The 25,365-nt window shown below is 33.0% G+C and carries 24 protein-coding genes; 21 read left to right on the top strand and 3 right to left on the bottom strand.

All coding sequences use genetic code 11. The features are described 5' to 3' along the window. Positions 1-157: 157 nt before the first annotated feature. Positions 158-1,489 (bottom strand): DUF5723 family protein, encoded by a 1,332-nt coding sequence (locus BUA98_RS20615; protein ID WP_072975641.1) that lies wholly within the window; start codon positions 1,487-1,489, stop codon positions 158-160. A gap of 351 nt (positions 1,490-1,840) precedes the next feature. Continuing rightward, positions 1,841-2,917: a peptide chain release factor 1 gene (gene prfA / locus BUA98_RS20620; RefSeq protein WP_072975643.1), complete on the bottom strand. Its 1,077-nt coding sequence runs from the start codon at positions 2,915-2,917 to the stop codon at positions 1,841-1,843. 1,060 nt (positions 2,918-3,977) lie between these two features. Here prfA and BUA98_RS20625 point away from each other — a divergent pair. The 18 genes from BUA98_RS20625 (at position 3,978) to BUA98_RS20710 (ending at position 19,158) form a co-directional block, all read left to right on the top strand. Continuing rightward, positions 3,978-4,526, top strand: coding sequence for a hypothetical protein (locus BUA98_RS20625; RefSeq protein WP_139257034.1), 549 nt, complete (start codon positions 3,978-3,980; stop codon positions 4,524-4,526). A gap of 44 nt (positions 4,527-4,570) precedes the next feature. Then, the gene (locus BUA98_RS20630) at positions 4,571-5,656 is read left to right on the top strand and encodes a toll/interleukin-1 receptor domain-containing protein (protein ID WP_086065476.1); all 1,086 of its coding nucleotides are present in this window, start codon (positions 4,571-4,573) and stop codon (positions 5,654-5,656) included. Positions 5,657-5,778: 122 nt separating this feature from the next. Further along, positions 5,779-6,564 carry a hypothetical protein gene (locus tag BUA98_RS20635; RefSeq protein ID WP_072975649.1) on the top strand — a complete coding sequence of 262 codons (786 nt, stop codon included), beginning with the start codon at positions 5,779-5,781 and terminating at the stop codon, positions 6,562-6,564. Then, positions 6,561-7,004, top strand: a complete 444-nt coding sequence (locus BUA98_RS20640) for a hypothetical protein (protein WP_072975651.1) — start codon at positions 6,561-6,563, stop codon at positions 7,002-7,004. The genes BUA98_RS20635 and BUA98_RS20640 overlap by 4 nt, the downstream gene beginning before the upstream one ends. A gap of 389 nt (positions 7,005-7,393) precedes the next feature. Next, positions 7,394-7,876, top strand: a complete 483-nt coding sequence (locus BUA98_RS20645) for a WGR domain-containing protein (protein ID WP_072975653.1) — start codon at positions 7,394-7,396, stop codon at positions 7,874-7,876. A gap of 72 nt (positions 7,877-7,948) precedes the next feature. Then, entirely contained in the window at positions 7,949-8,446 is a 498-nt protein-coding gene (locus BUA98_RS20650; protein ID WP_072975655.1) for a hypothetical protein, read from the top strand. A gap of 49 nt (positions 8,447-8,495) precedes the next feature. After that, complete coding sequence (locus tag BUA98_RS20655) at positions 8,496-8,864, top strand: hypothetical protein (protein WP_072975657.1); 369 nt, start codon at positions 8,496-8,498, stop codon at positions 8,862-8,864. 67 nt (positions 8,865-8,931) lie between these two features. After that, entirely contained in the window at positions 8,932-9,909 is a 978-nt protein-coding gene (locus BUA98_RS20660; RefSeq protein ID WP_072975659.1) for a hypothetical protein, read from the top strand. A gap of 80 nt (positions 9,910-9,989) precedes the next feature. Further along, positions 9,990-10,361 (top strand): VOC family protein, encoded by a 372-nt coding sequence (locus tag BUA98_RS20665; protein WP_072975661.1) that lies wholly within the window; start codon positions 9,990-9,992, stop codon positions 10,359-10,361. A 54-nt stretch (positions 10,362-10,415) separates the two neighbouring features. Further along, entirely contained in the window at positions 10,416-10,760 is a 345-nt protein-coding gene (locus BUA98_RS20670; protein WP_072975663.1) for an avidin-fold protein, read from the top strand. Between the two features lie 34 nt (positions 10,761-10,794). Further along, entirely contained in the window at positions 10,795-11,226 is a 432-nt protein-coding gene (locus BUA98_RS20675; protein WP_072975665.1) for a hypothetical protein, read from the top strand. A 94-nt stretch (positions 11,227-11,320) separates the two neighbouring features. Continuing rightward, positions 11,321-12,415, top strand: a complete 1,095-nt coding sequence (locus BUA98_RS20680) for an acyltransferase family protein (protein WP_072975667.1) — start codon at positions 11,321-11,323, stop codon at positions 12,413-12,415. A gap of 19 nt (positions 12,416-12,434) precedes the next feature. Continuing rightward, positions 12,435-13,190, top strand: a complete 756-nt coding sequence (locus tag BUA98_RS20685; protein ID WP_072975669.1) for a helix-turn-helix domain-containing protein — start codon at positions 12,435-12,437, stop codon at positions 13,188-13,190. A 62-nt stretch (positions 13,191-13,252) separates the two neighbouring features. After that, the gene (locus BUA98_RS20690) at positions 13,253-14,410 is read left to right on the top strand and encodes an FAD-dependent oxidoreductase (protein WP_072975671.1); all 1,158 of its coding nucleotides are present in this window, start codon (positions 13,253-13,255) and stop codon (positions 14,408-14,410) included. A gap of 327 nt (positions 14,411-14,737) precedes the next feature. After that, positions 14,738-17,053, top strand: a complete 2,316-nt coding sequence (locus tag BUA98_RS20695) for a type IA DNA topoisomerase (RefSeq protein WP_072975673.1) — start codon at positions 14,738-14,740, stop codon at positions 17,051-17,053. A 256-nt stretch (positions 17,054-17,309) separates the two neighbouring features. Further along, positions 17,310-17,786, top strand: a complete 477-nt coding sequence (locus tag BUA98_RS20700) for a DUF6265 family protein (RefSeq protein WP_072975675.1) — start codon at positions 17,310-17,312, stop codon at positions 17,784-17,786. Positions 17,787-17,814: 28 nt separating this feature from the next. Beyond that, a complete protein-coding gene (locus BUA98_RS20705) occupies positions 17,815-18,702 on the top strand; it encodes a hypothetical protein (protein ID WP_072975676.1) in 888 nt (295 codons plus the stop codon). Next, the gene (locus tag BUA98_RS20710; RefSeq protein WP_072975678.1) at positions 18,703-19,158 is read left to right on the top strand and encodes a hypothetical protein; all 456 of its coding nucleotides are present in this window, start codon (positions 18,703-18,705) and stop codon (positions 19,156-19,158) included. Positions 19,159-19,237: 79 nt separating this feature from the next. Here the strand turns inward: BUA98_RS20710 and BUA98_RS20715 are convergent, their stop codons facing one another. Further along, complete coding sequence (locus BUA98_RS20715; protein ID WP_072975680.1) at positions 19,238-20,398, bottom strand: MFS transporter; 1,161 nt, start codon at positions 20,396-20,398, stop codon at positions 19,238-19,240. A gap of 214 nt (positions 20,399-20,612) precedes the next feature. On the opposite strand from BUA98_RS20715, the gene BUA98_RS20720 reads away from it, so the two are divergent. From BUA98_RS20720 to BUA98_RS20730, 3 genes are all read left to right on the top strand, one after another. Then, on the top strand, positions 20,613-21,338 hold the full coding sequence (locus BUA98_RS20720) for a DUF4198 domain-containing protein (RefSeq protein WP_072975682.1): 726 nt from the start codon (positions 20,613-20,615) through the stop codon (positions 21,336-21,338). A gap of 275 nt (positions 21,339-21,613) precedes the next feature. Further along, entirely contained in the window at positions 21,614-23,893 is a 2,280-nt protein-coding gene (locus tag BUA98_RS20725) for a TonB-dependent siderophore receptor (protein WP_072975683.1), read from the top strand. Positions 23,894-24,022: 129 nt separating this feature from the next. After that, positions 24,023-25,348, top strand: a complete 1,326-nt coding sequence (locus BUA98_RS20730) for an APC family permease (protein ID WP_072975685.1) — start codon at positions 24,023-24,025, stop codon at positions 25,346-25,348. Positions 25,349-25,365: the final 17 nt, after the last annotated feature.

Consider the following 25,365-nt stretch of genomic DNA (forward strand, 5'->3'; position numbering starts at 1 on the left):
TTCTGAGATTCTAAGATAACAAGACAATAAAAATCCAAACTGCAAAGTAATCCAGCTTTCTTTCTATTTTCTATTTTCTATTTTCTAAGTTCTTTTCTCTTGCTTCTTGCTTCTTGCTTCTTAACTTAGAATCTTAATATCTTAGAGCCTTAGCAACTTAGTTATAATTTTGATAAATCGGCAATTTCAAACCAACATAAAGGTTACAAGCTTTTGAAGTGTTCGAAAACAAATTTGAAATCAAAGAACCCGAACCGACAAATAATGGTCCTGCTCTAAAACCAGTTCCAACCTGTGTACCGCTGTATTGCATATACGTTACCGGAAGATAAAAACTGAATTGTCTTGTTTCATATCGTGGCGTAAAAGTCACCGAGTTGGCGATAGCAGTTGCGTTTATCTTCTTAGCGTCAACCAAATTAAAATCACCGCTTAAATTCAAATAAAATCTTTGATCTATATTCCAGTCAAAGTTCGTGTGCAAAGCCGTTGGCAAGTTAGATTTCATTCCTTTTCTGGTCGCTGTTTTGGTATAGTTTGCATCAAAAAACTCGAAGATATCATCAGCACTATCAACATCGTCTTGTGTAACAGCACCTGTTAAATCATAGGTGTTTTCAATCGCGTTTTTGTAGTTTAGCTTACCAATATCTGTTACCGAAATAGCTGCTTTATATTTATAACGATTTCCAACACAAGTATGGCAATTGGTACGATACTCATAGGTAAAACCCAAATCGACACCCACACCAGCCGATGTAGCGTCAAACTCCGGGTCTTGTCCGTTTTCATAATCATAACTTGCAGAAGTTCTTAATGTTCCTGTAGAGTAATATTGACTCAAAGCCGGATCAACTTCATTTTTATTAAAGACGACATTCAAATCATTTCCGTTGATATAACCGTTAACGCCAGCCATCAGGTATTTTAATGTAATTCCCCCCTTTACAAAATGATAATCATCATCCCATAATACAGTAGCATAACTGGCACCAATTTCAGCCCACGAATTACTAACTGCATTCGGACTTCCTCCGCTAATCATAAAACTATTCGACATGTCAATTTCTTTATTAACCTCGTCAATAAGTTCTCCGTTTACATCCACAAGATTGGTAACACTTCTTACGCGCGAAAAAAGAGCAATACTGTGTTTCGGCGTAATATTAAGCATAAACGAAGGTCCCATAATATCAACATTAAAATTCCCTCTGTTATTCGATTTGATGTTTTTATTTGCATCAGCCTGTAAATCATAATTACCATCTAATACCTCGGCAAAATTAACGCCGTACAAATCATTCTGTGCCGTGGAACTCACAGAAAAAAGAGTAACATCAGCCTTGTATTTGGACTCTACAATAACTGACGGATTAAATAAAGCCCCCTGAATTCCGGCAAAATTATCATCCCTAAATCCGAAATACGATTGCGATCGGGCATAAAAAAAGCTTCCCAGGAAGCATAATAAAAGTAAAGTTTTCTTCATAAATTGGTTGGTTAAGTTTATTTTGTCATGTTTAAAAGTTTGCAAATATTTAACAAAAAAAATGAAAAAAAAAGGCTTTTTTTTCTAGATGCTAAGATACTAAGACTCTAAGGTTCTAAGTTTTTGAAAAGGTATTACTTCTCCTACTTCATCACCATTTCAAGTAGTATTGCACTCTAAAAAAAAGTCCCTAAAGTTAAAACCTCGAGCTTTAGAATTGAAAACAAAAAAGCCAAACTACACAGTAGTCCGGCTTTCTCTATTTCTATTCTCTTTATTGTTGCTTCTTTCTTCTATTCTCTAAGAAAAAAACCTTAGAACCTTAGCGTCTTAGTATCTTAGCATCTCAGATTAAAACACTTCAGAAGCTTCCTTCAATTTCTCCATATTATTCACCAACTGCAGCTCAGCCACAATTTTCTGAATATCACCGTTCATGATGTTTCCTAGATCGTAAAGTGTCAAACCAACTCTGTGATCCGTTACACGACCCTGAGCATAGTTGTAAGTACGAATCTTAGCCGAACGGTCACCAGAACTAACCTGAGAAGTACGTTTTGTAGCATCTTCAGCCTCTTTCTTAGCTAACTCTTGTTCGTATAAACGAGAACGTAAAACGTTCAACGCCTTATCTTTATTTTTGTGTTGCGATTTTTGATCCTGACATTGCGCCACCAATCCGGTTGGAATGTGCGTTAAACGTACAGCCGATTTTGTTGTATTAACCGATTGTCCTCCAGGTCCAGACGAACAAAAGAAATCCACACGAACATCGTTCATATCAATTTGTACATCAAACTCTTCTGCTTCTGGTAAAACCATAACCGTTGCAGCCGATGTATGCACACGTCCTTGTGTTTCAGTCTGAGGAACACGCTGTACACGGTGAACACCTGCTTCAAACTTCAAAGTTCCGTAAACATCTTCTCCCGAAACCTCAAAAATAACCTCTTTGAAACCTCCTGAAGTTCCTTCGTTCATATCGACAACCGAAGTTCTCCAGCCTTGATTCTCACAATATTTAGTATACATTCTGAACAAATCTCCGGCAAAAATACTCGCTTCATCCCCACCCGTTCCGGCACGAATCTCGACCATCACGTTTTTAGCATCCTCAGGATCTTTAGGGATCAGCATAAACTTAATTTCTTCCTCCAGTTCAGGCAATCTTTCTTTTGCTTCATCTAGTTGCATTTTGGCCATTTCGGTCATATCTGCATCACTTCCATCCGCAATAATTTCGTTTGCCTCATCTATATTAGCCATCAAAAGCACATATTCATCACGCTTTTCAGCCAATGCTTTCAGGTTTTTGTACTCTTGATTCAATTGCACATAACGTTTCTGATCAGCAATAACATCCGGCTGGATAATTAAGTCCGAAATCTCGTCGAAACGTTGTTTTACTATTTGAAGTCTATCTAACATTTTTAATTCCTTTTTATTGGACTGCAAAATTACAAAATTTTTGTTGAAAATTCTATCATTAACTTTTTGAGTTTTTTAGGCTTGGTTTCTTGAGATTGTTTGGTGGAATTATGTTCATTATCTGGAGCTATTTCCTGCTATCCGCTATATCTTTTTAGGCAGATTGTTTTCGTTTGGATTAGAAATTTTCGGTTGCCTAAAAAGGATGCCGCTGCTATCAGGGCTAGGGGTTTTGGTTTTAATTATGCCTTTTATCTCAAATTTACACCAAAGTCAAATCACTTAATTCATCGGCTAATTTGTGTAATTGTTTAGAAATTTACAACATTTTGTCACTTGAAAAAGTTGCTAAACCTTTTGTATATTGTCGGAATAAGCTTTGGTTTATTTCTACATAATGTTCTGCAAAAGCTGATTTATTTAGTACACTAAAATAATCAAATACCTGCTCTAAATCAATTTGTAACTAATATCAGATTTATCTTTGCTCCGAAGCTCTGAGAACGCTATATATTTTAGATAAAATTTTCAGCAAACAAGGAAATTTCATTTTCCTAAAAAAAGAATACCACTTCTATCAGCGATTTATGCATTTTATTTAGAGATTTATGGTTTTCCGTAAAATTATTGATTTGAAAGAATTTACTTTTGATAAAACTATTATAAATAAAATCAGGTGTTTTTACGTATTGATTAATTTAAATTAAAGGCGATGTTTGTTTTTATAAAATTTAACTATTTAATATGATTTATAAATCTTAAAAATTTGTGAAACTAAATAATGCCCCATTACTTTATAATTTTTCACTAAGATGGTTCAATTTATAATTCTTGCTATTAAATTTCACAATCCTTTACAGTTTTCCATCCAGCTTGAATTATAAAAAGTTATACTTATAGAACTTTAAATCAGTTTTTTTTACGATTAATTTACACATATGAAGATGTAATAAAAGATTAAAAATATAACCAAGATTAATTTAAATATAATATAAAAATGGCATTAGTCATAATCACTAATCTATAAGTAAAAAATGAATGTATATAAATATCTCCTCATATGAATGAACTCGAACTCCTAAATCTCTTAATTACCATTGAACACAATTTGCAATCTGCAAAGATGGATGTTCAATATGCGAATGATACAGAATCAAAACAGATTGCATATCAAACTCAAAAAGAAATTGAACATAAAATTGATTTAGTAACTACTGACCTAATTGATATTGCAGATAAAAGTCAAAGTGAAGAAACTAAATATTCTGTTATAAATCAATTAAATCATTATGTTGAACAAATAAATCTTGCAAGACCTGGAGCAAGACTGACACGAAATCAAGGTATGATGTTAGAAAATATGCTGTTTGGAAATATCTCCATGGATATTAATAATATAATTTCGCATGGAGCTCGAGGAGCACACATTCCTGCATATTTAGAGTATACTCTTAGTGAAAAGAATTCTATATCCATTCCCGAATTATCCACTTTTTTAAACAATGAAATTCTAATCATTAGATCCATTGAAAACGTAAATTTCATTAAATTAAGAGATTATTATAATCAATTCCGAATACGAGTTCAATCACAATTTATGAACGAATAATTATCAATTACTAGCACTTAACATAGTAAAATTTATGAAAAAAAATGATGAAGAAAAGATATAATCAAATCATTAAAGATTTAAACTTAAAAATTGGAGAAGTCAATTATGAAGTTTATTTAGGTTCTGATATATATTTTAATAAAAATGAAAAAAAAAATTGGGATATTCAAATATATCAAAGAATTAAAGGAACACCTTTAGAAAAATATATGTTTGTTTCTGCCTTAGTAACAATAAAAAGAAAAGAAGACCAATGGTTTGAAGATGAAACAGAACCTATTAAAATAATAGGTAAGCAAATATTACAAGAACTTAGAGTTGAACAAACCGATTCGACCGAAACAGTGATTTGTGACATAATCGAGAGCTTAAAGTATTCATTGGAAGTTGATTTAATTTTAAAAAATCAATATTTAACGCATGATGATATTCGTGAATTAATAAAATATTACCAACAAGTTTCTATTGTCCAAATGATGTTATATCAATTTATTGCTGGCCTGTCAGCTCTTAGAATTAATGGAGGCGATATAACTATTTTTCACGAAACAATAATCCAAAAAAAAATTTATAATGTTCTTGAGATGATAGACATTTATGAAAATTGTATAAACACAAAAACTATAAGTAAAGGCGATGTAAAAAAAATCTTCAATTTATTATATCCCGATTTAAAAAATCAAATTAAAATCATGAAAATTATTTCTAATCAAGAGGAAGATCAAAATTATGATGTCGCACTTTCGTTCGCTGGCGAGGATCGAGCTATAGCAAAAAAAATTGCTGACGAATTAACAAAACAAAATTACAAAGTATTTTACGATGAATATGAACAGGCCAGTTTATGGGGGAAAGATTTATATTCACACTTAAATGATGTTTATAAAAATCGAGCTCGATATTGCTTAATTATAATTTCCGAAAATTATTCAAAAAAAGTATGGACAACACATGAAAGAAAAGCAGCACAAACAAAAGCATTTTTAAATAATAAAGAATACATTTTACCCCTAAGAATTGATAATACGGAAATTGATGGCTTAAACGAAACAGTGGGATATATTGACCTAAACCAAGTCGGGATAGAAAAAACAATTGACTTATTAAAACAAAAGCTAAGTTCATAAAATAATAGCATACTAGATAGTTAATGAAATTACCAAATTAAAAGTTAAGTTCTTAAAACTTTCAACATGCATAAAGTGCTAAAAATCAAAAAAAATATAAATTACCATCAAAATTTAATATTATGTATAGAGGATTTAATCTGAAGATTACTGAAGATTTAGAACAACGATACCTTATTAGTGGATATACTGTTTTTAAATATTTAAAAGATAAAGCTATTGAATCTTTGGACAACTTTTTTTTAAAAAATGGTTCTCTAGATGGCAACAAAATAATGGAAAGCTGGTTTCCAAATGTTCCTTCTCATATATTTCTATCACACTCACATAAAGACATTGAAAAAGCAATTTTAATTGCAGGAATGCTTTATGAAAATTTCAAAATAATCACCTTTATAGATTCAATAGTATGGTCATATTGTAATGATCTTTTAAAACAGATAGATGATAATTATAGTTTAAACGATGATAAATTACATTATAGTTATGAGCGAAGAAATTATACAACAGCTCATGTTCATTTAATGCTTTCAACCGCTTTAAACAAAATGATAGATTCTTCTGAATCAGTTTTCTTTTTAAATTCTCCGAATTCAATTTCTACAGAAACTGAAATAAGTCAAAAAACAAATTCCCCTTGGATTTTTTCAGAGATTTCTACTACTCAAATTATAAGAAAACAAACGCCAGAAAGGTTAAAACCTCAAACTAAACTATTTAAAGCACTGGATCTTAACGAAAGTCAAAGATCAAGTCTTACCATTGAATATGACTTGGAATTGTCTCATTTAAGAGATATTAATTCTAATGAATTTAATATTTGGATACAAAATCAAACAGAAAATGCTGAAGAAGCTTTAGATTTACTTTATAATCAATTCCCACTTAAACCGAAATTTTTAATATGAGCAATGAAAACAAATTAAAACATCTTGAATTTTTACACAACACTATTAATCGAATGAGTGCAAATTCATTTATTATAAAAGGATGGGTGATTACATTACTTTCAGCAATATTTGTGTTAGCTGATAAACAAACTAATCAAAATTACATATATTTAATATTTATAGTTGTTCCCGTTTTTTGGTATTTAAATGCATACTTTTTATTACAAGAAAGGAAATTTCGATCTCTATATAACGACGTTCGAATCAAAAAAGAAAATGAGATAGATTTTTCAATGAATGTTAGTAGCTACAAAAACGGAAAAAACAAGATTAAAAAGTGTTTCTGGGCTTCTTCAATTTGGCCACTCTATATTTTCTTATTTATTATTGCTTTAATTGTAACACTAGATTTTAATTCTAATAAAATTACAATTCTATTTTCAACTATTTTTAAATGATTCCGCTCTGCTAAGCGTTCCCCCCTCCGCTCTCCGAAGTCTTCCTTCCAAAGCGTTACGCAAATGTCTCGACTTTGCGTAATTTTTTTATCTTCTTAGAAACTATAAAACTGATAAAAGTCTCCCGACTTTTAACGATTCGTTGTAATAAAATAGTATTTATGACAATCAAGTTACTTAAAAAAAAATCAATACAAATTCGGTAAAAGTTGGAGACTTTTTACAAATCCTCTAAAATTATAATTACGGTTTCACGTAAGGCTTTTGAATTAAATGTGCTTATTTTTGAAAAATGATTTTCCTCTCGCAGGCGAAAGTTTCCCGCAGAGCAAAACGCTTGCACTAGCAAGGGAAACAAACAATTCAAATTCAACAGAAAATTAAATACTATGTTTAAACTTTATAAAGTAAGAGACAATCAACTTTACTACTGGGAAACTTGGAACAAAGATGAAAAAACAGCTATTTTTCATTGGGGAAAAGTTGGAGAACGTGGCGAAAACAAAGAAGTGAAAGGGAACTTTTTTTCAAATTTTCAAAAGAAAGTTCTAAAAGAAATTGCTGAGAAAGTAAAAGAAGGTTATGCCGAATTTGATAAAGATAAAATTTCATTTTTAGAAATAGAATATATTATTGATGGTTTTGGAACAGAACAAGATTTAGAGAAAAGACATAAACTCGAAGCTAAAATGGACGAAGTTTTAGGATGGACGGGACTTGGACATACTGATGGAGGAAGTATAGGCAGCGGAACCATGGAAGTGGGTTGTATTGTTGTTGACTTTGATGTAGCAAAGAAAGTAATCGAAGAAAAACTGAAAGGAACCCAATTTGCAGACTACTCAAGAATTTATAAAATTGATCAAGAATAAGCATCCGCTGGCGCAAGCTTCAAAAGGTTTCAAAAATCAAATCCCAATCAAAACTAAATCCTAACCAAAATTATGATCAAAAAAATTACATTTCTACTTTTTATTGCTTTTGCTTTAAATACAAATGCTCAAACGCCTACAGAATTTTCGACTGTTAAAACACAAACTGCTGATGTGAAAATTCCAGGAAACTGGGAACAATTAAATTCAATAAATGACTCTGGTCAGACGTACTTAAAAAATAGTGAAGGCGTAATAATTGCCATTGCCCAAAATCCTAGAAAAGCATATTCTTTTTTCAAAAGCAATAAATCTGGTTTCGAAAACGTAAAATTATTTTATGTCTGGGATTCCGATTATATTAAAGAAAACAAATATAAAACGGACAAGATCAAAGAGAATGCTGAATCAGAATATATCATTTGGAAATACAATGATGGGAAACTGGATAATGTATTTCTATTCGGTTCTGCTAAAGATAATTTTTTAAATCTGCTGGTTTACTCCAATATTTGGGATGAAGATAAAAAGGTCTTGTTTTTAGAGAATTTATATCAGTTAAATAAATAACTCCGCTTTGCGAAGTATTCTTTTCTAAAACATAACAATAATTACAATCATGAAAAAATTCTATTTCCTCCTCTTCTTTGGTTTACTTTTTAACATCGGTTTTTCTCAGGAATCTATTTGCGAAAAATTTAAAATCGGAAAATTTCTCTATACCAGTGAAGGACTTCCAGACATAACCGTAACCCGAACCAAAACCACTCAAACGGAAACCATTAAAGAATCGCCAGAAGTTATTCAAGGTACAATCGTTTGGAAATCAAATTGTACTTATGAATTTATCTTTACGAAAGGTCCTGTACCAGAGCTTATAGGAAGAACGATGTCTGTAGAAATATTCAATATAAATGGAAATACGGCTAAAGGAAAAGCTTTGTTTGAAGGAAAGTATGTAAATTTCGGTTTAGAAAAATTAGATTAATTTCAAACAAAATGAAAGTTCGCGCTGGCGAAGTTCAAAACCAAATTACAAACCAAAATACAAACCATTGAAATCAAAAAACCTACTCATCATTATCTTTTTACTATTACTTGCAAAATCTGTAAAAGCGCAAAATAAAATTGACGAAATTTTTAAACTTAAAATTGAAAGGGCTATGATCTCGAGAGGAGATAATTTTCCCGATTTTAAAATAAAAAAGGACAGCTTAGATAAATTTTTATTTGCACTTCACAAAGGCTTCTCACCAAAAGATTTTCAGGAGTATGTGAAGTTTAGTGATGAAAAAATGAATAGTTCAATTGCACTTTTAGAATCTAAAAACTGGCTTCATAAAGTTAACAATCAATACAAACCAACTGTTTTTATTGCCGATTCAAAAGATGGTGAGCTGCTTTTTAAATATGCAAAACCAATTTCAGGAAAAATAACAAAATCTATACATAAAAATTTAGCCGCAATAAAAGAGCAATTTGGCAAAACAGAAATAGCAAAAAAAAAGGATTTTCAAACCTGGTCGTTTTTTATTTTAAGTGACGTTCTTTTAGATTCCTGGCAAATTGATAATGTGGAAAAAGAATTTCTTAAACAAGATGACAGACCTTTACGAAACGGCAAACATTATTATTTTAGAATCACTGAAAATACCAATCAGCAAATAGAATCTTTTGGAATTTACGGCAATCAAACCGAACAAATTGAAGGCCGTTATGTAAGTGTCTACGGAAATAACCGTGATCATTTAAAAATGGCTGTTTCTGAAAATCTGGTTTCAACTGCAGACAACGAAACTTTTGATAAAATGGCCAAAAGCTTTTTGCCTGAATTATTAAAAATCTTAGAAGAGGAAAGAAACTACAGCAAAAAAATATACGTTCAATTGGGCTACGATAAAGAAATAACTTTCGAAGAATTTTTTATCTGGTGGTACCACCTTATTTACACGCAGGCGACAAACGAAATGAAAGAGAAAGGACTTTTGACCATTCCGGAAAGTGGTAATTTCCCTTATACTATTGAAGGATAAAGCATTTTTTTTAATTATCTATAGGATAAATCCTTATATTTCATTCCGTAATTAGTTATTAATTAAAATATATTTTAATTATGGAAACAAAATTTGAAGCAGGAATTAACATCGCTATTAAACTTCCAAAAAATAAATACGACGAAACCGTAGCATTCTACCGTGACATTTTAAAACTGGAAGTTAAAGAAGTGCCTATAACTAATCTGACCGTTTCAAGAACACATTCGGTGCAATTTGGACATAATGTTATTTGGCTCGATTGCGTTGATAATTATACACATTCTGAAACCTGGTTACAATTAACGGTGCCAAATGTAGAAGAAGCAACAAGTTACTTAAAACAAAATGGTGTATCGACTTGCGATGAAATTGAAGAAATTCCGCAAAACATGCATTGGATTATGGATCCTTCTGGTACGGTTTTTAATTTGCAAAAAAAGAGCGAGTAAAAATCGCTTCAGAAGAACTACTCAAACAAACCTGAAATTAAACCAAAACGCCAAATGAGTAAATTTGACTTTAATAATAAAAGATTTGCCGTTATTGAAAATTCCGATAATGGAGAAGTAAACACACAAACCGTTTTCCACTATCAGCAGAAAGGCAATCTTGTAACGGCAGACTATTCTGGAGGAACAATAACCTACGGAAAAATTATTGCCGACTTAAAAGACGATAGATTACACATGCTTTATCAATGTTTAACAGTAGACAATGAATTGAAAGCGGGTAAGGCTTTAGCAAAAATTAGATTGACAGAAAACGGCAAAATTAAATTGACTTTAGATTGGGAATGGCTCGACGAAGAAAATGCAAAAGGAAGATCTGAATATCTGGAAATTGAGTAAAAATATTAATCTGATTCTTTAAAAAAACAAACCAATGAAACTAATCACTACCATCCTATTTTTAATCTTCAACTTAACCCTATTCGCCCAATCAAATCAATTTGCTGGCGAATATCAGCGTACACTTGAAGACACACAAAATAAACATTTGATCGAATACAAATTAACGCTAAATCAAGACGGAACATTTTTATTTCATTCGTATTCAAAGATTAATGGAGGTGTTCCACCAGAAGTCAATAAATACGGAAAAGGAAAATGGACCGCAAAAGACAATCTGATTACTTTTTCTTCAAACAAACAAGAGGATTTTGATGCAAAATATACTTTAGATTTTAATAAGTCTACGGCGAGATTTGTAACTAAAAACCCAAGAGATAAGTCGGACAAAATTGTTAAAACCAGACTTACTTTTTTGGAGTCAGGAATCTTCTGGATGGAGAGAATTGATATTTTTAAAATCTGAAAATAAAAAGACTTAATGCCAACTCCTTAACAACAAAAAATTTCGTTCCTAATTTCTAAATTCCTATTTTGCAGCTTCAAAATCAGAATTTACAATGACCAAAACAGTTACCGAAGTTTTAAAACCAAAACAACATTTTGAAATCCTTGACGGTTTAAGAGGAATAGCCGCTTTAGCCATTGTTGTTTTCCATTTTATGGAAATCGTTTATCCGCCAGCTGAAAATTTCATTGCTCACGGTTTTTTAGCCGTTGACTTTTTCTTTTGCCTCTCCGGATTTGTTATTGCCTACGCCTATCATGATCGTATGGAGAAAATGAGTCTTACTGAGTTTTTTAAACTACGATTAATTCGATTGCATCCATTGGTGATTTTTGGTTCGGTTTTGGGCTTGCTGACTTTTCTTTTTGATCCGTTTAGCGATCATGCCACAAATTATGAAACCGGAAAATTGATTCTGATAATTTTGAGCACACTTCTGCTGATTCCTTTTCCGGCAATGCCCGATCGTTATTTCAATATATTTGGTTTAAACGCACCCGCCTGGTCTTTATTTTGGGAATATGTTGCCAATATTTTTTATGCCCTTTTCCTTCACAAACTAAGCCGTCGTGCGCTCTTTGTATTGACCCTTTTTGCTGCAGCAGGAATTTGTTTTGTTAGCCATCGTGCGGGAGGTTCATTAATGGGCGGATGGAGCGGAGAAACCTTTTGGGATGGATGCGGTCGTATTTCGTTTTCCTTCTTAGCCGGTATGCTGATTTATCGTTCTAATTGGATCATCAAAACAAAACTTGGTTTTATTGCGTTGTCTGTATTATTGTTGTTTGCGCTCTTATTGCCTTTTACTAGTTGGAACTGGCTGACAGAACCTATAGTTGTATTAGTTTATTTCCCATTATTAATTGCATTGGGAGCCGGAGCCACACTAACGCAAGGTTTCAGAAAGCTCTGCATCTTCTTCGGAAAAATATCTTATCCGTTATACATGACGCATTATGCTGTGATGTGGATCTTCGCTGGCTATTATGCGAAGTACAAACCTGCAACGGGGCAATTGGCTCTTATTATAATCATCGGAACACTTCTTTTGCTTGGTTTCGCTTATTTAACAATGTTTTTTTATGATACTCCAATTCGAAAGTATTTAACGGAGCGAAGAAAAAGCTTAATTTTAAAGAAGAAATAAGCAGCTAAATAATTTTCCAATGAACAATAACTTCTATTATAAAGCTGTAGAACCAGACGAGTCACTTGCTGACTTTGTAGAAAATATTGGGATGTTTCATAATCCGTCAGACCAAGCCATGGAAGTGGTCTTAATGCCAGACGGAAGAATAGATTTGTTTTTTATGAAAACAGAATCAGAGCCATTTGAAATTACACTTATTGGTCTTGAAAATGTGCCTGAACAACAAATTATTCCGGCAAATGCACTGGCTTTCAAAATTAGTTTTAAACCCTTGGGCGCCGAATATCTTTTGCAGACTTCTATTGCCGACATTTTAAATAGTGCCAAAGTTTTACCTAATGATTTTTGGGAATTTACCGCTGATGATGTAAAAGATTTTGAGGCTTTTCATTCTAAAATAGCCAAAAAATTAAAAGAACTTTTACCCGCTAAAATCGACGAAAGAAAACGTAAACTTTTTAAACTGGTTTACGAATCAAATGGCGAAATAAAAATACAACAGCTTTCAGAAGAAATATTTTGGAGCAGCCGCGAAATCAATCGGTATTTCAATAAACAATTCGGACTTTCTTTAAATGCGTTTTGCAAAATACTGCGTTTCAAGGCATCATTAGAACATATTGCAAAAGGCAGACTTTTTCCCGAATTAAACTTCACCGATCAAACACATTTCATCAAAGAAATAAAAAAATTCTCAGGCGTTGTACCCAGCGAATTGCTGAAAAATAAAGATGACCGATTTATACTATTATCCGTTCTAAAACAACAATAATTTTGTTCCGATCAAAGGCTGAAAAGCCAAACGGAATCAAATTAACTTAAAATGGAACGGAAATGTTACTAGAAAATAAACAAGTCGCTATCATTGGCGGCGGTCCCGGCGGACTTACTTTAGCCAGACTTTTACAACTGCAAAATGTTAATGTAAAAGTATACGAAAGAGATTTAAATAAAAATGCAAGAGTACAAGGTTCTCCCTTGGATATGCATGATGATTCAGGCTTAGCCGCGATTCGCAAAGCCAATTTATTTGAAGAATTCAGAACTAATTTTATGCCTGGCGCAGATAAAACGCTGCTTTTAGATGAGCAGGCAACAGTATTTTACAGCGACCACGAAACGAATCTTGAAGAAGATTTTGACAATGAATATTTTCGTCCTGAAATTGACCGCGGTGTACTCCGAAAAATATTGATCGAATCGCTACAGCCTGAAACAATAGTTTGGGACAGTCATTTTATTTCGATGGAACTCCAAAACGAAGGCTGGCTGCTGCATTTCAAAAACGGTTTGTCGGTTTACGCTGATATTGTAATTGGTTCTGATGGTGCCAATTCAAAAATCCGTCCGTACATCACAGATATAAAACCTTTTTATTCGGGCATAACCATGCTGGAGGGCAATATTTACGATTCTGAAAAAGCCGCACCACATCTGCATTCGGTAATAAAGGGAGGTAAAATAATGGCCTTCGGAAATGAAAAAAACATATTGATGGGACAAAAAGGCGACGGCGCTCTTGGTTTTTATGCCAGCTTTAAAGCGGATGAAAACTGGTCTATTGAAAGTGGTTTAGATTTCGCTGACAAAGAGCAAATTTTAGAATGGTTTAAAAACGCCTATCCGGAATGGAGCATTGTTTGGCATGAACTATTCGAAAATGTTTCGGCACCTTTTATTCCCCGTCTTATTAATTGCATGCCTTTAGATCAGGCCTGGGAAGCTTTACCTAATGTAACCATCATTGGAGATGCTGCACACGTAATGCCTCCTTTTGCTGGTGAAGGTGCTAATATGGCCATGCTTGATGCTCTGGAATTAAGCGAATGTTTAACTTCTGATAAATACAAAACCATTCAGGAAGCTATTTCTTTTTACGAATCAAATATGCGTGAAAGAGCAGCTGAAGCAGCAAAGGAATCGCTTGAAAACGGTGAAAAAATGCATTCTAAAGACGCATTAAAAACAATGTTGGAGTTCTTTAATCACTAAGTTGTTGAGCTAAAAACTAATCAATGACAGTACGGAATTTTCGCGTAAAGTCAATGACTCGCAAATGTTTGTTTCACGCAGATTTTAGAAAGATTTTAGCAGATAAACGCAGATTTTTTACAACTGATTTTAAGTAAAAAAATCTGCTAAAATCTTTTTAAAATCTATGTTAAATAAGTTGCAATAAAAAACTTTACGCCTTAGCGGCTTTGCGAGATTAAAAAATCAAGCTCAAAAAAAATCTTAGTGTCTTTGTGCCTTAGTAGCAAAAAATTTCAATACCAATTTCTAATTCCCTAATTTCGCTTTCCAATTAAGAAAGAGAAAATGAAGGTCTGTATTGCCGAGAAACCAAGTGTAGCACGTGAAATCGCATCCGTTTTGGGCGCCAATACCAAGTATGACGGTTATTACGAAGGCAATGGTTATGCAGTGACCTATACTTTTGGGCATTTATGCACCTTAAAAGAACCCAACGATTACAAACCACACTGGAAAAGCTGGGATTTGAACAACCTGCCAATGCTTCCTGAGAAGTTTGAAACCAAAGTGGTTGAAAATTCAGGAATTCAAAAGCAATTCAAAATTGTAAAAAGCTTATTCGACAAAGCCGATGTTGTCATAAACTGCGGGGATGCCGGGCAAGAAGGAGAATTGATTCAGCGTTGGGTGATGAACGAAGCCAATTATAAAGGCGAAGTGCAGCGTTTGTGGATTTCGTCTTTGACAACAGAAGCCATAAAAGAAGGTTTTGACAACTTAAAACCATCTGAGAACTACGATAATTTATTCTACGCCGGATTCTCAAGAGCGATTGGCGATTGGCTACTCGGAATGAATGCTACCCGTTTGTATACCGTAAAACATGGTGGTTACAAACAAGTTTTATCTATCGGTCGTGTGCAAACGCCGACTTTAGCAATGGTTGTAGATCGTTTTAAAGAAATTGAGAATTTTAAACCCCAACCCTATTGGGAATTGCAGACTTTATACAGAGAAACACTTTTTAGTTATGAAGAAGGCCGTTTTTTGAATAAAGAAGACGGACAGCTTTTAGCTAATAAAGTCAAGGAAAGTGATTTCGAAATTGTTTCAGTAGACAAAAAGAACGGAAACGAATTTGCTCCAAAACTATTTGACTTAACAGGTTTACAGGTTTATTGCAATACCAAATTCGGATTTTCGGCAGATGAAACGCTTAAAATTGCGCAGAGTTTGTACGAACAAAAAGTGGTTACCTATCCCAGAGTTGATACGACATTTTTACCAAGTGATATTTATCCGAAAGTACCGGGAATTCTGCAAAAATTATCGAATTATAGTACGTTAACCCAACCGCTTTTAGAGAAAAAGATTAAAAAATCGCCAAAGGTTTTCAACGATAAAAAAGTTACCGATCACCACGCTATTATTCCAACCGGAATAGAAATCAATTTGCCGTACAATCAACAACAGGTGTATGATATTATTGTAAAGCGTTTTATTGCTGTTTTTTATGATGATTGTTTGGTTGCCAACACCACAGTAGTTGGAAAAGCAGCTGATGTACTATTTAAAACTACTGGAAAAGAGATCCTAAAAAAAGGTTTCCGTGTTGTTTTTGAAGATCCGAATGCTAAAGAAAAAGAAGCGGATATATTACCAAGTTTTGTTGTGGGCGAAAGGGGTCCGCATGAACCTTCATTTTTAGAAAAAGAAACCAAACCACCCAATCAGTTTACCGAAGCGACTTTACTGCGTGCCATGGAAACTGCAGGAAAACAAGTAGATGACGAAGATTTACGCGAATTGATGAAAGAAAACGGAATTGGTCGTCCGTCAACGCGTGCGAATATCATTGAAACGCTTTTTAAACGTCAGTACATCGTTCGAAACAAAAAACAGGTTTTACCAACACCAACGGGAATTCAGCTTATTGAAACGATTCAGAATGAATTAATCAAATCGGCTGAATTGACAGGTTCCTGGGAAAAGCAATTGAAAGATATCGAGAAAGGAACTTATACCGCCGGCGCCTTTATAAAAAACATGAAACGCATGGTTGAAGCTTTGGTCACCGAAGTGCGAAGTGAAACCCGACACGCTAACATTTCGCATGCAGGAAATGTTCAAAAAGAAGCGGTCAAAGTCGAGCAAAAGAAAGCGGCTGGAATTTTGGCGGAAGCCTGTCCGAAATGCAAAAAAGGAAATCTGATAAAAGGAAAATCAGCTTACGGCTGTTCTGAATATAAATCAGGTTGTGACTTTGTATTGCCTTATGTTTTTTCAGATAAAAAAATAACGGAGAGCCAATATATGCGTTTGCTTCAAAAAGGTTCAACTGTTAACATAAAAGGCTTTAAAACCGAAGCTGGTACCGTAGAAGGTTTAATTCGTTTTGAAGAAAACTATAAACTAAAATTAGAAGCAAAAAAAACAGCTCCGAAAGCAAAATCAGAAGCAAAATCAGAAACCGCTTCAGACGCCCTAACCTGTCCGAAATGTAAAAAAGGAACGGTACTTAAAGGAAATACAGCCTACGGTTGCAGCGATTATAAATTAGGCTGTGATTTCAAAGTAACCTTTGATGAGGTAAGAGCGAAGCTAAAAGATCAAAAACCAAGTAAAGAATTGGTTTATGCGATTTTAACGGAAAGTTTTTAAAGTTTTTTTGCCACTCCCGATAGCTATCGGGATCAAGGATTAAAATGATTTTTTTATTTCACGCAGATTTAAAAAAGATTTAAGCAGATATACGCAGATTTATATATTTTAAAATCAAAATTAATCTGCCTAAATCTGCAGAATCTGCGTGAAATAAAAATTATTGAATCTGATTCACCTATTCCCTTCGGTTGAGTTGTGGTAAGCTTTTTTTTCATACTTTAGTACCACTATTTAATACCTAAAACCAAAAAAAATGTTTCAAAAAACCACTCTTCTACTTGTTTTATTAGCCGTTGTGTCTTGTAAAAAAGAAGAAACTGTCGAAAAAGATAAAATTAAACTAGCCGACTGGCTTATTGGAACCTGGGAAAATAAAACAGAAGACGGTGTTTTGTCCGAAAGCTGGCAAAAGGTAAACGACAGTACTTTCAGCGCGACTTCATATTTTATAAAAAACGATGACACTTTACATTCAGAAAAAATAACCCTGGCTCAAAAAGGCGAAATGTTGTTATATAGCGCAACCGTAAACGGGCAAAACAATGACAAAGCTGTCGATTTTGGTTCGACTACAGAAAGCGAAAACAAACTGGTTTTTGAAAATCCATCACACGATTATCCTCAAAAAATCACGTATTCAAAAGGAGCAAATAATACTTTGACTGCTGAAATTTCCGGGAATTTACAAGGGAAGATGACTAAGGAGAAGTTTGTTATGAGTAAGAAGTAGAAAAAAATCAATAATATATATACTAAAAATGAGTTACGACTTATACTTTTTCAAAAGAAAAGAAAGCCAAATAAACGAGAATGACATCGCAAATTACCTATCTCTAAATTTAGTAGAAGAAGATAATAATCAATGGTTTTTTCAAAATCCAGATACTGAAGTTTATTTCATTTTCGAAAGAACTGAAATTGTTGGTGATGACGAAGATCAAATGATTGAAAATTTCAAAGAATTTGATAATTTGAATTTTGCTTTTATTTTAAACTTTTTACGCCCAAGTTTTTTTGGAATTGAGGCATTTCAATTTATTGAAAAAATAGTAAAGGATTTAGATTTATATATCTTCAATCCACAATCTGATAAAGCTGATCCATATAAACCATCTCAAGAGGAATTATATGAAAATTGGAATACAACAAACCTAAATGCTAGTTCAGAACACTTTTCAGAACAATGCAGTTATTTAGAAATTGAAAAATCTAATAGTATTTGGAACTATAATTTACACCGAAGTCAAATCCAAAATAAATTAGGAAATGACTATTTTGTCCCTAAAATGTTTTTTTTCAAAACTAAAGAGGATAATAAAATAATAACCGTTTCAAGTTGGACAGAGCATATTCCAAATTTAATTCCACCAGCTGATTATTATTTATTGACAAAAGTTCAAAAGAAGCTATTCAGAACTAAACAAGAAAATGTATTTATTTCACGAGAAAATTTAATTTCAATCTTTGGAGATTATTTTGATGAATACAACTTTGTAAATTGCAAAATAATCAATCCTGAAAATGCTCGTAAAATTAAATCAATATTTAATTCAACAACCTCTGAAATAAAGCTGGAGAATTTCGCTGAAAGAATTCAAATTGAGAATTTATTTAATGCAAAACCGTCAGTAACTACAGAATTATAAGTGAGAAGGAATTTAATTTTAATTCTAATTGCAATCCTAATATTTGGTTGTAATTCAAAATTTGAAAATACATTAGAAGATTTTATTGATAATTATTCCTTTAATAAAACAAAATCTAACAGTAAAGAAATAATTATCAAGCTATACGATACAACAATTACCAAAAGAAGAATAACAGATGTTGAATTTTTCGCTTCAAAAAAAGAATTCAAAGCTATAAACAAGCAACAACTTGAAAACTTTGACAGATTATTTATAAATGCTGAAAAAACTGGATACTGTTGTTGTCCTCTAGCTATTTATTCTATTCATTTTTTAAATAAAAAAGAAGAACTGGATCTATTTTATGTTGATACGCTTCAATTTAAAAACAAGGTAAGAATCTATGAAAAGGGCTTACAATACTCTTATACCATTGAAAAACAAAAATGGAAAGATTATTTAAACGAATTTTAAAAATAAAAAAGAACCATCGTTTCTACCAAATTTGTAACAAAAATTCTTAGCGTCCTCGTGCCTTCGTGGCAAAAACTAATTACTCGTTTTCTCCAATCTTATTCACCATCAAAATCATCAGTATTCCTAAAAGCGCCATAATTAAAAACGCCCATTTCATACTTAAATATTCCGAGATAAAACCCACCATTGGCGGGACAAGTAAAAAACCAAGATAACCAACAGTAGATATAGAAGTTAAGGCAGAACCGCTGCTTAATTTTGACGATCTGCCGGCAATAGCAAATACTAGCGGAACCACGCAGGAAACCCCTACACCAATCAAAACATAACCAAAAATAGTTGGGTAAGCATAAGGCAGAATAAAACAGATTCCAAATCCAGCAGTGATCAAAATACCACTATAAAACAGAATTCGTTTTGTACCAAATTTCATTACACCATAATCTCCAAACAAACGTCCTAACGTTACCGCTGTTGCAAAAAACACAAAGGCAGCACTGGTTAACTTTGGAGAAGCGTGTAAGATATTTTTAAAATAAATACCACTCCAGTCGTACATCGTGTTTTCGCAAGCCATAGACACAAAACAGATCAGGGCAAACTTAACCAGATTTTTTTCCGGCATCGAAAAGAATTTCTTTTTAACCGGTACAGGCTGATTATGAATACTCATGGGATAAAAACAGAAAGTAAGAGCCATCATAAAAACACTCACTCCTAATAAATGGTATGATGGTGCTATATGCTGTGTAACCATCACATAACCTAAACCGGCTCCGGAAAAAACGGCAATACTCCAAACCGCATGAAAACGCGTTATGATTGATTTTGGATACAATTTCTGAACCTCCAGGGATTGTGCATTAATGGATAAATTAAAAATATTACGCGAAGCTCCAAAGATTAAAAGCACAATTACCAACTGCCATACAAAAGCTACTAAACCGGGCAAGGACAGGGCAATATTGAACATGATTGCGCCTAGCAACATAATATAACGACTACTGTATTTATTTAATAACATTCCGGTAAAAGGCATTGTCAGCATTAAACCAATCGGAAATGCAAATAAAACCGCTCCAAATTCAGCTTCAGACAAATGTAATTCTGCTTGTATATGCGGAATTCGCGATACCCAGGAAGAATATCCAAATCCGGAAAGGAAAAAAAATACAGTATTGGCTAGTCTAAACCCTTTTGGGGAACCGTGTATTTTTTTTAAGAAAGGAATGATCATGTAGTTGTGTCATTTTGTTCGGCTGCAAAATTAAGGCTTTTACACCTATTCTATTCTACGATACTCTTTTTAATTTTTTAAGGCATTCTATATAACTCAAAAGTCACTTCTAAATTAAATACTCTATTTTTTTGTTGATTTAATTTTTAATTATTCTAAATAAGCTTTAAATTTGTGAAAAATATCATACTTAACAATTTTATACCTTGATCTTATGAAATCAAATACTTTAAAAAAAGTCAGCCTTTTTCTTTTTATGTTAGTTGCAAGTCCGCAATTGTTTGCACATGCCCTTTGGATCGAAACTAAAGCAACTGGAACAAAAGGAAAAGCACAGGAAATCTCTGTTTACTTTGGAGAATTTTCAGATAACGATATTACTAAAGCTGACAAATGGTTTTCAGATCTAAAAGATTTTTCGCTGGTTGTGATTAGCCCATCAAAAAAAGAAACTAAACTTTCAGCAAAAGCATTAGATAATAAATACCAGGCCTTTTTTACACCAGATGAAGAAGGAGTATATACAATTGTAATGCATCATAAAGTAAAAGATGTTTATGGTACTATGGTTTTAGATTATAACTCAAGCGCTAACGTAACTGTTGGTACTGCAGCAAAAGGAAATGAAGCTGTAGCGAACACAAATGTTATCAGTTTATTTTCTAAAGATGTTTTAACGGCAAAACAAAATACAAAAATCAATGTAAATGCTCTATACGAAGGTAAAATTGCCAAAGAGCAAAAAATGAAAGTAATTGCTCCAAACGGATGGGAAAAAGAATTATGGAGTAATGAGAACGGAGAAGTTTCATTTACACCAATCTGGCCAGGAAACTACATGGTTGAATTTGCTTATACTGAAAAAGCAGCAGGAGAACATAATGGCAAAAAATACGATGAAATCTGGAAAATGGCTACTTACTTAATTTCTGTTAAATAACATACCTTATTTAGATCCTGATCTATTTGCAATAATTAAAACCTTGTTCCTTTGAGCAAGGTTTTTTCATTTTAATCTGTAAATGTTTTTTTGAATTTATATATTTCACCTATTTATAATTAATAAAAATAAAAAACGCAATATCTTAAGCTAATCTTAAGATAAAAATAATACAAAATTAAGCCATAAAATCTATTGTTAAATTTTGTTAAAACTAATTAGTAAACCTATATTTGCACAAAAAATATTATTTTTATTAAATCTAAATAAAGAACATGAAACATAGTTTACTACTTGCGTTGTCTTTTCTAAGTTTTGGTGCTTATAGCCAGGAATACACAAGTGCAGAAAATACGACTACTTTAAATGATACTGTAAAAAATAAAAAAGGAGAAATTCTTAATGAGGTAATTGTTACTAAAGCAAGAGAGCCAAAACCTGTAACGGCAGTTCGTTCTGGATTAAAACCAATGGATAATCCACAAGCGATACAAGTTATTGGTTCTGAAATTATCGAACAACAACAAGCTATCAGGTTAAGTGAGGTCTTAAAAAATGCAAATGGTGTTTATGTAAGTTCTGCAAGAGGTGGTGCGCAGGAGTCTTTTTTCTCAAGAGGATACGACATGTCTGCCAATAATATGTTTAAAAATGGTTTTCGTTATAATGCCGGTTCTATACCTGATGTTTCTGGTTTAGACAAAGTAGAATTCCTTAAAGGTGGTTCAGCATTGCTATTTGGAAATGTCGCTCCGGGTGGAATCCTTAATCTTGTAACCAAAACTCCATCATTCAAAAGTGGTGGTGAAATATCAATGCAAATGGGTAGTTATGCTTTTTACAAGCCATCTATTGACTTTTATGGTCCATTAACTAAATCTATTGCTTTTAGAATTAATGGATCATATGAAAACTCAGAAAGTTTTAGAGATGTTGTAAAAAATGAACGTTTATACATTAATCCATCTTTACTTTTTGATATCACTCAAAAGACACAAATAACACTTCAGGGAGATTATTTATCTGCAGATTGGACTCCTGATTTTGGTACTGGAATTATCGGAAAAGAAATTTTAGACTTGCCACGTAATGCTTTTTACGGATCATTATGGTCAAACGGTACAACTAAATCTGCCAGTGCATCTTTATTATTAAATCACGATTTTAACAAAAACTGGAAATTAAATTTCAACTCTTCTTTCCAAAGCTATAATAGAGGAAGTAATTCTACTGCTCAATTATCAAACTTAGATACTTACGCAACTCCTGGTGATTGGAACAGAGGATTAGCGAAGAATAAAAACCTGGAGCAAATATTAGGAGATCAGTTGAGTTTACAGGGGGATTTCAATACGGGATCTGTAAAACATCAAATTTTTACCGGGGCTGACTGGGAGAATTCATTTGCCACAGCATATACTTATACATTCGATGAAAAATATGTTCAGACAGGTACAAAAGATGGTTTACCAGTTTACGGACCAACTCTTTACGATACTATAAATCTTTTTACTTTCGATCCAAATAATCAAAGAAAAGATATTCCAACTACAGACCGTGCAACACAAATAGCAAAAACAGACACCAATCGTTTTGGGGTTTATTTTCAGGATTTAATTTCTATTACTGAAAAATTCAAAGTACTTGCCGGTGTTCGTTGGTCTTGGCAGGAATCTGAAGTAAGCACTTACAAAGAAACTTTCACGGGAGGAAAACAAACTGTAGCGCCTGAAAATGCAATACCAACTGTTACTCCAAAACGTTTAGATAACGCATTTTCGCCTAAAGCCGGATTAATTTATCAGCCAACTAAAGATGTTTCGCTATTTGGAAGTTATTCTAACTCTTTTACGCCAAATACAGGAACAACTGCAGATCTACAACCTATTAAACCTTCTATTATTGATCAGGTAGAAGCAGGTATTAAAACAGATTTCCTTAAAGGATTATTAAGTACAAATGTTACAGTTTATCAAATTACAAATAGCAATTTAGCTCAAATGGCCGAATTTAAAGCGGATGGAACGCCTAACACAGATACAAACATAAAAATATTAAGTGGTGGAACAAAAAGTAAGGGTGTCGAAATTGACGTTACAGCTAAACCAGTTGAAGGCTTAAGCGTAATCGCCGGATACAGCTATAATGACATGCGTTATACTAAAACATCAGGATTAAACGGAAGTTTTATTGAAGGTGACCGTGTAGCAAGAACACCTTTAAACACTGCAAATTTAAGTTTCTTTTATACTTTACAAGAGGGGTTATTAAAAGGTGTGTCTGTAGGTGCCATCGGAAATTATATTGGAGATAGAATTGGTGGTTGGAACAGTCAATATGATTCGACAAAGCCAGGAGGAATCTGGGACAGAGAAATTCCATTAGAAGGTTACACGACAATTGATGTTTCAGCTGGTTATACCTGGAAAAAAATCTCGATTTTGTGTAAACTATCAAACATAACAAACGAATTAAATTACACCGTTCACGAAAATTATAGTGTGAACCCTATTGCGCCTCGTCAGATTATGACAAGCTTGCGATACAAATTCTAAAATTTTGAATTAGATTTTAAAAAGAGCCTCGTTTAGAAATAGACGAGGTTTTTTATTTTCATAGAGGAGACTGCTTTAAATATCTTTACTTTTGCACAAAGCATTTCAATTTCAACAAAACAAAATTCTATGTCAGATTCCAAACAGAACCAATTAAAAAAAACACTCGGATTAAGTTTTAACATTGCCGTATTAATTGGAGGAACAATTGGAGTCGGAATTCTGCGAACACCGGGAACAATAGCCGGAATGTTAGATAATTATTGGCTTATTATTGCTTCTTGGCTTTTTGGTGGAATATATGTTTTAATTGGTGCTAATTCTTATGCAGAATTGGCTACAATGCTTCCAAAAGCTGGAGGATCTTACAATTATATCAAAAGGGCTTTTGGCGATTATGCCGGCTTTTTATCAGGTTGGTTTGATTATATTACCAATGCCATTCCGCCTGCTTTTTACTGTATTGTTATAAGCGAATATTTGATCATTTTGTTTCCCGGCTTAGAAAGTTATTCTACTGTAATAGCGATTTCTCTTTTGATTGCTTTTGTATTGTTACATTTAAGCGGCGTAAAAAACGGAAGTACTATTCAACAAATAACAAGTTTCCTTAAAGTTATCTGCTTTGTATGTTTAGTCGTAGCCTGTTTTATGTATTCGGGTGTACAACTAGCACCGATTCCTAAAGACAATGCAGCCTTTCAACTTGGACTTATATTTAGCTTTTTTAAATCCTTACAGCTTATCATCGGAACTTATAACGGCTGGAACAGCGTTTGCTTTTTTGCTGAGGAGAATGATGATCCAAGTAAAAACATTCCCAAATCATTATATAGTGGTGTGCTTCTGGTTATTGCCATTTATGTTTTGGTAAACGTTGCTTTTTTTCATGTTTTATCACTTGAAAACGTAGCAAAATCAAATTTGGCTGCAGCCGATGTTGCCAATATTATCTTCGGAAAAAATGGCGCTGTTATCGTAACGGTAATATCTATTTTCTCTTTAATCAGCATTCTGAATGCTTTCATGATGATTCCGCCGCGAATTTTATATGGCTTAAGCCGCGATGGTTTTTTTACTCAAAAAGGAACTAACGTAAACAAAGGCGGTACTCCAATTACGGCACTTTTGGTTTCCTCTGTATTCAGTTTATTTTTGATTTGTATTGGTTCGTTTGAAGTCCTATTTTCATTTGCGGCCTTTACTTCTATTATTGTTTGGGGATTAGCGTATTGCTCCCTGATAAAACTTAGAAATTCGGAACCTGATTTACCCCGTCCCTATCGTTCGGTTTGGTATCCATGGACTACTATTTTGGCTATTATCGCGTCTTTAGCTTTACTACTTGGTTTTATTTTCAGTGATCCTAAAAGCTTTGTAATTATTGTTGGAATTACGATTATTTCTTATCCTTTGTTTTTGATTTTGAAGAGGAAAAGAAATGACAATTTGTAATTATTAAACTACAAATT

It is taken from the genome of Flavobacterium saccharophilum, assembly GCF_900142735.1.
Lineage (GTDB): Bacteria > Bacteroidota > Bacteroidia > Flavobacteriales > Flavobacteriaceae > Flavobacterium > Flavobacterium saccharophilum.

Bases quoted from the DNA above. Each gene is read 5' to 3' on its own strand.
- BUA98_RS20615 (WP_072975641.1), bottom strand. From the start codon at position 1,489: ATGAAGAAAACTTTACTTTTATTATGCTTCCTGGGAAGCTTTTTTTAT.
- prfA (WP_072975643.1), bottom strand. From the start codon at position 2,917: ATGTTAGATAGACTTCAAATAGTAAAACAACGTTTCGACGAGATTTCG.
- BUA98_RS20625 (WP_139257034.1), top strand. From the start codon at position 3,978: ATGAATGAACTCGAACTCCTAAATCTCTTAATTACCATTGAACACAAT.
- BUA98_RS20630 (WP_086065476.1), top strand. From the start codon at position 4,571: ATGATGAAGAAAAGATATAATCAAATCATTAAAGATTTAAACTTAAAA.
- BUA98_RS20635 (WP_072975649.1), top strand. From the start codon at position 5,779: ATGTATAGAGGATTTAATCTGAAGATTACTGAAGATTTAGAACAACGA.
- BUA98_RS20640 (WP_072975651.1), top strand. From the start codon at position 6,561: ATGAGCAATGAAAACAAATTAAAACATCTTGAATTTTTACACAACACT.
- BUA98_RS20645 (WP_072975653.1), top strand. From the start codon at position 7,394: ATGTTTAAACTTTATAAAGTAAGAGACAATCAACTTTACTACTGGGAA.
- BUA98_RS20650 (WP_072975655.1), top strand. From the start codon at position 7,949: ATGATCAAAAAAATTACATTTCTACTTTTTATTGCTTTTGCTTTAAAT.
- BUA98_RS20655 (WP_072975657.1), top strand. From the start codon at position 8,496: ATGAAAAAATTCTATTTCCTCCTCTTCTTTGGTTTACTTTTTAACATC.
- BUA98_RS20665 (WP_072975661.1), top strand. From the start codon at position 9,990: ATGGAAACAAAATTTGAAGCAGGAATTAACATCGCTATTAAACTTCCA.
- BUA98_RS20670 (WP_072975663.1), top strand. From the start codon at position 10,416: ATGAGTAAATTTGACTTTAATAATAAAAGATTTGCCGTTATTGAAAAT.
- BUA98_RS20675 (WP_072975665.1), top strand. From the start codon at position 10,795: ATGAAACTAATCACTACCATCCTATTTTTAATCTTCAACTTAACCCTA.
- BUA98_RS20680 (WP_072975667.1), top strand. From the start codon at position 11,321: ATGACCAAAACAGTTACCGAAGTTTTAAAACCAAAACAACATTTTGAA.
- BUA98_RS20685 (WP_072975669.1), top strand. From the start codon at position 12,435: ATGAACAATAACTTCTATTATAAAGCTGTAGAACCAGACGAGTCACTT.
- BUA98_RS20690 (WP_072975671.1), top strand. From the start codon at position 13,253: ATGTTACTAGAAAATAAACAAGTCGCTATCATTGGCGGCGGTCCCGGC.
- BUA98_RS20695 (WP_072975673.1), top strand. From the start codon at position 14,738: ATGAAGGTCTGTATTGCCGAGAAACCAAGTGTAGCACGTGAAATCGCA.
- BUA98_RS20700 (WP_072975675.1), top strand. From the start codon at position 17,310: ATGTTTCAAAAAACCACTCTTCTACTTGTTTTATTAGCCGTTGTGTCT.
- BUA98_RS20705 (WP_072975676.1), top strand. From the start codon at position 17,815: ATGAGTTACGACTTATACTTTTTCAAAAGAAAAGAAAGCCAAATAAAC.
- BUA98_RS20715 (WP_072975680.1), bottom strand. From the start codon at position 20,398: ATGATCATTCCTTTCTTAAAAAAAATACACGGTTCCCCAAAAGGGTTT.
- BUA98_RS20720 (WP_072975682.1), top strand. From the start codon at position 20,613: ATGAAATCAAATACTTTAAAAAAAGTCAGCCTTTTTCTTTTTATGTTA.
- BUA98_RS20725 (WP_072975683.1), top strand. From the start codon at position 21,614: ATGAAACATAGTTTACTACTTGCGTTGTCTTTTCTAAGTTTTGGTGCT.
- BUA98_RS20730 (WP_072975685.1), top strand. From the start codon at position 24,023: ATGTCAGATTCCAAACAGAACCAATTAAAAAAAACACTCGGATTAAGT.